The following is a 6,891-nucleotide window of genomic DNA, read 5'->3' as shown; positions in this document are numbered from 1 at the left end:
CCGGTAATCATTGAGCGTTCCAAGATTGACGGACCAACTGTTTTATTTTCGGCAGGCATTCATGGAGATGAAATTAACGGAGTAGAAATTGTTAGGAGCATCATTGTTCAAAAAATCAACAAACCGGCTCGGGGTACTATCATTTGTATTCCGGTGATTAATATTTTCAGCTTTGTCAATAAATCGAGGGAATTTCCAGACGGACGCGACCTGAATCGGGTTTTTCCTGGAAGTAAAAAAGGTTCGTTGGCCTCTCAATTTGCTTTTCATTTGCTCAACGAAATCATTCCGCATGTGGATTATGCAATCGACTTTCACGCTGGTGGCGCAAGTCGTTTTAATGCAGCACAAATTCGGATTGCTCCACAAAACGAAGAATTGAAAAAATTAGCAGATGTTTTCAACGCCCCATTTACGTTGTATTCTAAAAATATATTAGGCACTTTTAGAAACGCCTGCGAGAAAAAAGACGTAAAAATGTTGCTTTTTGAAGGTGGAAAATCACTCGACATCAATGACGAAATTGCAGAAGTTGGGGTAAACGGTGCCAAGAGATTGCTTGCTTTTTTAAAAATGCTTTCACCCAAACAAAAACTCCCTCCTCCTACCGAACCGACGATTTATATTTCAAAATCCTCTTGGGTTCGTGCCAATCGTTCGGGGCTTTTTCATGATTACAATAAAATTGGCAGTTATGTCAAAAAAGGGTTTGTTTTGGGAAGTATCACCGATCCGTTTGGTAAATTTGAACAGAAAGTAAAAGCACCAAACGACGGCTATATCATCAATGCCAATCATGCTCCAATTGTGTACCAGGGCGATGCAGTGTATCATATTTCAAACGAACTAGTACAAAATGACGAAAAAAGAAGAACGAATCAAATATAAAAAATTACGCCAAAATTTGTCGGACGAAGAACGCGACAAACAAAGTTGTGCCATTGCCAATCAATTGCTCAAATTACCCATTTGGGACAAGCAATACTATCACGTTTTTCTTTCCATTACAGAACATTTTGAAGTGGATACCGAATATATTTTGCACATTCTGGCTGGAAAAGACAAAGACGTTTTGATTTCCAAAAGTGATTTTGAAACCAGAGAAATGACGCATTATTTACTTACAGACGAAACAAAAATCAAAAAAAACGCCTACAATATTCCTGAACCCGTAGACGACCCCGAAGCCTCGGGAGAAGTGCAAGATTCCAAAATTGATGTGGTTTTTGTACCTCTTTTGGCTTTTGATAAATGCGGACATCGAGTAGGATACGGCAAAGGTTTTTACGACCGCTTTCTGTCGAAATGCAAAACTGATGTAGTTACAATCGGGTTATCGTTTTTTGAAGCCAAAGATGAAATTTTGGATGTAAATCCGAATGATTTTGCATTGAATTACTGCGTAACACCTTTAAAAGTATATCAATTTAAATAACGTTATTCCAAGTTATTTTTAAAAAATTAATTGTGCTCGTTATGATCGTGTTCGAAGGCTTTTTTGTTAAACACAATTAAAATTCCAACACCTGTAGAAATCGCCATATCGGCAACATTGAAAATAGCGTTGAAAAACGTGAATTCCTTACCGCCCCAAATGGGCAACCAACTTGGTAAAACGTAGTCTTCAATGATTGGAAAGTAAAACATGTCTACAACTTTTCCATGAAATAAAGTACCGTAAGGTTCATCAGAAAAAAGAGTGGCAACTTTGCCGTAGCTGTCGTCAAAGATAATACCGTAAAAAACCGAATCAATGATGTTTCCAAAAGCACCTGTTAATATCAAAGCAATAGCGACAATCAGATAATTAGAGCCGTGCTTTTTAACCGAATCATGCAACCAATAGGCAATTCCGCCCACGGCCAAAATCCGGAATAATGTAAGAAATAATTTGCCGTATTCACCGGGAAGTTCCACGCCCCAAGCCATTCCTTCATTTTCAATAAAAAAGATTTGAAACCAATTTTGATCCAACACTTTAATTCGTTCTTGCAGAACAAAATGTGTTTTGATATATATTTTGGATGCTTGATCTATTAACAGCAAAAGCAGGACCAGCAAATAGGCTTTCTTTAATGACATTTTAAAAAATTTGATTTGCAAAAGTAGGTAAATTCCAAAAAAGAAATTCCAAATACAAAAAAAGAAATTCCAAATTCCATTAGAATGCAAATGCAATTTATGAAATTTGGAATTTGAAATTTAGAAAATTTACTAACTTATCTTTGCAAGTTCTTTGCTTCAATACTCATTGTAGCATGAGGAACGATTTTTAATCGGTCTTTGTTGATCAACTTTCCTGTTACTTTACATACACCGTAGGTCTTGTTTTCCACTCTGAAAAGTGCGTTTTTCAAGTCGCGTAAAAACTTTTCCTGACGAATCGCCAATTGCGAATTGGCTTCTTTTGACATTGTTTCGCTTCCTTCTTCAAATGCTTTGAATGTTGGCGACGTATCGTCAGTACCGTTATTTAAATCATTCATGTAGGCACTTTTGATTAAATTTAAATCAGCTTGTGCCTTATTAATCTTGTTTATAATTATTTCTTTGAACTCTGCTAAGTCAGCATCAGAGTATCGGGTTGCTTCATCTACCATATTGCGGCTATTTTGTTATTGTTAGTATTGTTTTTATTTCGTCAAATTCTATTTCAGTTCCGTTTTCTATTTTTTCCTCAAAAACAAGTTCCTTGGTTAAGGTTTCCGACTTAATATACGTTTGTTACTTCAAATCCAGAGTCTTTTCTGAGGTTTTGAATTCTGTTTACCAATTCTCTCGCAATCCCTTCGTTTCTCAGTTCGTCGGTCAGCGTGATGTCCAGTGCTACAGTAATTGTTCCTGCATTAGCAACCAACCAACCTTCAATATCTTGCGAACTAATTTCTACGTCTTCCTTTGTTAAAGTTATGCTATTTCCTGATAAATCAATGACCAGCAATCCATTCCTGTCCAATTCGTTGATTTTTTCTTGCGAAAAATCTTGTATCTTCTTGGAAATCAAACCCATATCTTTTCCAAAACGAGGCCCCAAGGTCTTGAAATTGGGCTTTATTTGCTTTACCAAAATACCCGAAGCATCGTCAATTAATTCAATTTCTTTGACGTTAACTTCGGCTTTTATCAGGTCGGAAATGGCCATAATTTCAGCTCTAAAATCTTCGTTAAGTACCGGAATCATTACCTTTTGCAAAGGTTGACGCACCTTGATCATTTCCTTTTTTCGAAGCGATAAAACCAAAGAAGAAATCGTCTGTGCTTTACTCATTTTGCTTTCAAGCGATTTATCAACAAAGTTTTCAACGTATTTTGGAAACTCGGACAAATGTACACTATCAAATTTTTCCGAATGTGTAGCTTGTGTTAAATCACGGTAAAGTTTGTCCATAAAAAATGGTGCGATTGGTGCTCCAAGCTTCGAGATGGTCAATAAACACGTGTATAATGTTTGATAGGCTGCAATTTTATCCTCGGCATATTCGCCTTTCCAAAAACGTCTTCTGCACAAACGAACGTACCAGTTACTTAGGTTTTCTTGTACAAAGTCTGAAATCGCACGAGCCGCTTTTGTAGGTTCATAATCGGCATAAGCTTCGTCAACCGTTTTTATTAACGAATGTAATTCTGATAAAATCCAGCGGTCAATTTCCGGTCGTTTTTCCAACGGAACTTCTGCTTCTGCATGGGTAAACTGATCGATATTGGCATACAAACTAAAGAACGAATACGTGTTGTAAAGCGTTCCAAAAAATTTCCGACGCACCTCAGCAATTCCTTCTAAGTCAAATTTCAAATTGTCCCACGGATTGGCATTCGAAATCATGTACCATCGTGTGGCATCGGGTCCATATTCTTGTAAAGTGGTAAATGGATCCACGGCATTTCCTAAACGTTTGGACATTTTTTGTCCGTTTTTGTCTAGAACTAAACCGTTGGAAACTACATTTTTATAGGCAACTTTATCAAAAACCAAGGTTGCAATCGCGTGTAATGTATAAAACCATCCACGTGTTTGATCGACTCCTTCAGCGATGAAATCAGCTGGGAAATCTTCGTTTCCGTCAATTTTTTCTTTATTTTCAAATGGATAATGCCATTGAGCATAAGGCATTGAACCCGAATCAAACCAAACGTCGATCAAATCACTTTCGCGTTTCATTGGTTTTCCTGACGCCGAAACTAACGTGATTTCATCCACGATGTTTTTGTGTAAATCCACTAAATCGTAGTTTTCTTCGCTCATGTTTCCAATTTCGAAATCTTTGAATGGATTTTCTTTTTGGAATCCAGCTGCTATTGATTTTTCGATTTCGTTGTATAATTCTTCAACCGAACCAATCAGGATTTCTTCTGTTCCTTCTTCGTTTCTCCAAATTGGCAATGGAATTCCCCAATATCTTGATCGAGATAAATTCCAATCGTTGGCATTTTTCAACCAATTTCCAAAACGACCTTCGCCGGTTGCTTTCGGCTTCCAGTTGATGGTTTCGTTGAGATCAAACATTCTGTCCTTGATTTCAGTCACTTTGATGAACCAAGAATCCAGTGGATAATACAAAATCGGTTTGTCTGTTCGCCAACAATGTGGGTAACTGTGGACGTATTTTTCTACCTTAAAGGCTTTGTTTTCTTCTTTTAATTGGATGGCAATTTCCACATCTGCCGAACGTTCAGGAGCTTCGCCCTCGTTGTAATATTCGTTTTTAACGTATTTACCCGACAGATTTCCTAAACCTTGTACAAATTTTCCTTGCAAATCTACTAACGGAACCGGATTTCCATTTTCGTCTATAACCAACATCGGTGGAACTTCTGGTGTGGCTTCTTTAGCAACTTTGGCATCATCAGCGCCAAAAGTGGGAGCCGTATGTACGATTCCTGTTCCATCTTCGGTAGTTACAAAATCACCCGCAATTACTCGAAATGCATTTTCAGCATTCTCGTATGGCAAAGCCAATTTCATCAGTTGTTCGTAGCGAATTCCAACTAAATCGGCACCTTTGCATTCGGCAAGGATTTGGTACGGAATTTTTTTATCTCCTTCTTTAAAGCTTTCAAAATCAGCAGGTTCATTTGTCTCAAAAAATCCTTTCCCGAATTGTTTTCCAACCAAATTTTTAGCCAAAATAACTTTTGCAGGACGAAATGTATATTGATTGAAGGTTTCCACCAACACATAATCGATTTTCGGTCCTACGGTCAAAGCGGTGTTCGAGGGCAAAGTCCAAGGCGTCGTTGTCCAAGCTAATAAAAAGACATCCTCCCCTAACCCCTCCAAAGCAGGGGAACTTATGCCGAATGCTTTGTAAATCGAGTTATCGGTTTCGGCTCCCCCTCCTTTGGAGTCCCGATAGCTATCGGGAGGTGGGAGGCTTCTGAACTGCGCCACCACTGTAGTATCAGTTACATCTCTGTAACTTCCGGGTTGGTTGACTTCGTGCGATGACAAACCGGTTCCCGCTTTTGGCGAATACGGTTGGATCGTATAGCCTTTGTAGAGCAAATCTTTGTTGTAAATTTGCTTCAAAAGCCACCAAACCGATTCCATGTATTTGGATTTGTAGGTAATGTATGGATCTTGCATATCGACCCAATAGCCCATTTTTTCGGTCAAGTCGTTCCACACATCCGTGTAACGCATGACGGTTTTCTTACACGCTTCGTTGTATTCTGAAATAGAAATGGTTTTTCCGATGTCTTCTTTGGTGATTCCAAGTTCTTTTTCGGTGCCTAATTCTACAGGCAAACCGTGGGTATCCCATCCCGCTTTTCGTTTTACTTGAAAGCCTTTTTGGGTTTTGTAACGACAAAAAATATCTTTAATGGCACGCGACATCACGTGGTGAATTCCCGGAAGTCCATTTGCCGAAGGCGGTCCTTCAAAAAATACGAAAGGCTTGCTTCCTTCGCGCGAGGTAACCGATTGCTCAAATATGTTGTTTTTTTTCCAAAAATCAAGCACTTCAGATGCTACAGTTGGCAAGTCAAGTCCTTTATATTCAGTAAATTTTGTACTCATTTTATCGTTTTCTTAAATCAATTTGCGAAAGTACTAAATAGTTTTCAGTTTTCAGTTTTCAGTTTTCAGTTTTTGAAGGTAAAAACAGAAATAGTATAGGTCATAAAAACATTAAAAATGTGGAAATAAAAAAGTAACTTTTTGAAAAACAATAGGGTTATGAAGGTAGCTGCATTACAAAAAAAAACTTATTTCGAGAATTTCTGAAATTAATGATTCTAAAAAAATTAGAATATTTGGAAGAATTACTAAATACAACAGCGTTTTTTGACGAGGATGGTTTTTTGATTGTCACTGAACCCATGAATGAATTGATTAAAATCAGCAAAGAGCAATTAAAGAACGGTGAATTTAAAACCAATCAACAAGTGATGGACGATGCAAGATTATGGTTGAACGAAAGAAAATTTTTCATTCAACATAACGATAACTTGATAAATAAGGTAAGGAATGTTTAAATAGACAGGAATTCATAGACTTCCAACAGCGGGGTAAGGGAACTCGTGCCCAAAAGTGAAGGAAAACACCCAAAAACCATCTTTATTTTACTTCATAAAAAAAGAGGATAACCAAATGCTCGTGATAATCTTCAAAATGCTTAACGATAACTCCATACCTGTTGACGGCATATAATCGGTTCTCCCGATAAAAAATCGGGACAGGCTGTACAACTGGAATTGCATGGTCACTTTGAACTGGAATTAGGTGCTCACTTTAAACTGGAATGGGGTGGTCAATATAGCTGGAATTTGCACCCCAGTTATTTGTTTCAGTTAATTTGCTAGACCTAGTTCCAGCGGATAATTTTTATAGAAAATTGCAAACGGAACTCGATTTACACTTCATTTATAAAGCCACTAAAAAATACTACG

General features: G+C 37.6%; 6 protein-coding genes. 3 read left to right on the top strand and 3 right to left on the bottom strand.

The annotated features are described in order from the left end of the window. Both ACIQ2X_RS12200 and ACIQ2X_RS12195 read left to right on the top strand, forming a co-directional pair. Positions 1–888, top strand: an 888-nt coding sequence (locus tag ACIQ2X_RS12200) for a succinylglutamate desuccinylase/aspartoacylase family protein (protein ID WP_396179194.1), incomplete at its 5' end; no start/stop codon positions are given. Beyond that, the gene (locus ACIQ2X_RS12195; protein WP_396179193.1) at positions 857–1,435 is read left to right on the top strand and encodes a 5-formyltetrahydrofolate cyclo-ligase; all 579 of its coding nucleotides are present in this window, start codon (positions 857–859) and stop codon (positions 1,433–1,435) included. The genes ACIQ2X_RS12200 and ACIQ2X_RS12195, both read left to right, overlap by 32 nt. Before the next feature lie 26 nt (positions 1,436–1,461). On the opposite strand, the gene ACIQ2X_RS12190 is transcribed toward ACIQ2X_RS12195, so the two are convergent. The 3 genes from ACIQ2X_RS12190 to ileS form a co-directional block, all read right to left on the bottom strand. Further along, the gene (locus ACIQ2X_RS12190) at positions 1,462–2,082 is read right to left on the bottom strand and encodes a lipoprotein signal peptidase (RefSeq protein WP_396179192.1); all 621 of its coding nucleotides are present in this window, start codon (positions 2,080–2,082) and stop codon (positions 1,462–1,464) included. A 137-nt stretch (positions 2,083–2,219) separates the two neighbouring features. After that, positions 2,220–2,600 carry a TraR/DksA family transcriptional regulator gene (locus ACIQ2X_RS12185; protein WP_396179191.1) on the bottom strand — a complete coding sequence of 127 codons (381 nt, stop codon included), beginning with the start codon at positions 2,598–2,600 and terminating at the stop codon, positions 2,220–2,222. A gap of 110 nt (positions 2,601–2,710) precedes the next feature. Then, positions 2,711–6,019 (bottom strand): isoleucine--tRNA ligase, encoded by a 3,309-nt coding sequence (ileS, locus tag ACIQ2X_RS12180; RefSeq protein WP_396179190.1) that lies wholly within the window; start codon positions 6,017–6,019, stop codon positions 2,711–2,713. Between the two features lie 236 nt (positions 6,020–6,255). Here ileS and ACIQ2X_RS12175 point away from each other — a divergent pair, with 236 nt between their 5' ends. Further along, the gene (locus ACIQ2X_RS12175; protein WP_396179189.1) at positions 6,256–6,477 is read left to right on the top strand and encodes a hypothetical protein; all 222 of its coding nucleotides are present in this window, start codon (positions 6,256–6,258) and stop codon (positions 6,475–6,477) included. Positions 6,478–6,891: the final 414 nt, after the last annotated feature.

It is taken from the genome of Flavobacterium sp. (assembly GCF_044368625.1).
Taxonomy (GTDB): Bacteria; Bacteroidota; Bacteroidia; order Flavobacteriales; family Flavobacteriaceae; genus Flavobacterium.
Note: the sequence above shows the minus strand (reverse complement) of the source record. Positions and strands in the feature narration are given on the sequence as shown.

What these genes read in the sequence shown, in the direction of transcription:
- ACIQ2X_RS12195 (WP_396179193.1), top strand. Translation starts at nt 857, where the DNA reads ATGACGAAAAAAGAAGAACGAATCAAATATAAAAAATTACGCCAAAAT.
- ACIQ2X_RS12190 (WP_396179192.1), bottom strand. Translation starts at nt 2,082, where the DNA reads ATGTCATTAAAGAAAGCCTATTTGCTGGTCCTGCTTTTGCTGTTAATA.
- ACIQ2X_RS12185 (WP_396179191.1), bottom strand. Translation starts at nt 2,600, where the DNA reads ATGGTAGATGAAGCAACCCGATACTCTGATGCTGACTTAGCAGAGTTC.
- ileS (WP_396179190.1), bottom strand. Translation starts at nt 6,019, where the DNA reads ATGAGTACAAAATTTACTGAATATAAAGGACTTGACTTGCCAACTGTA.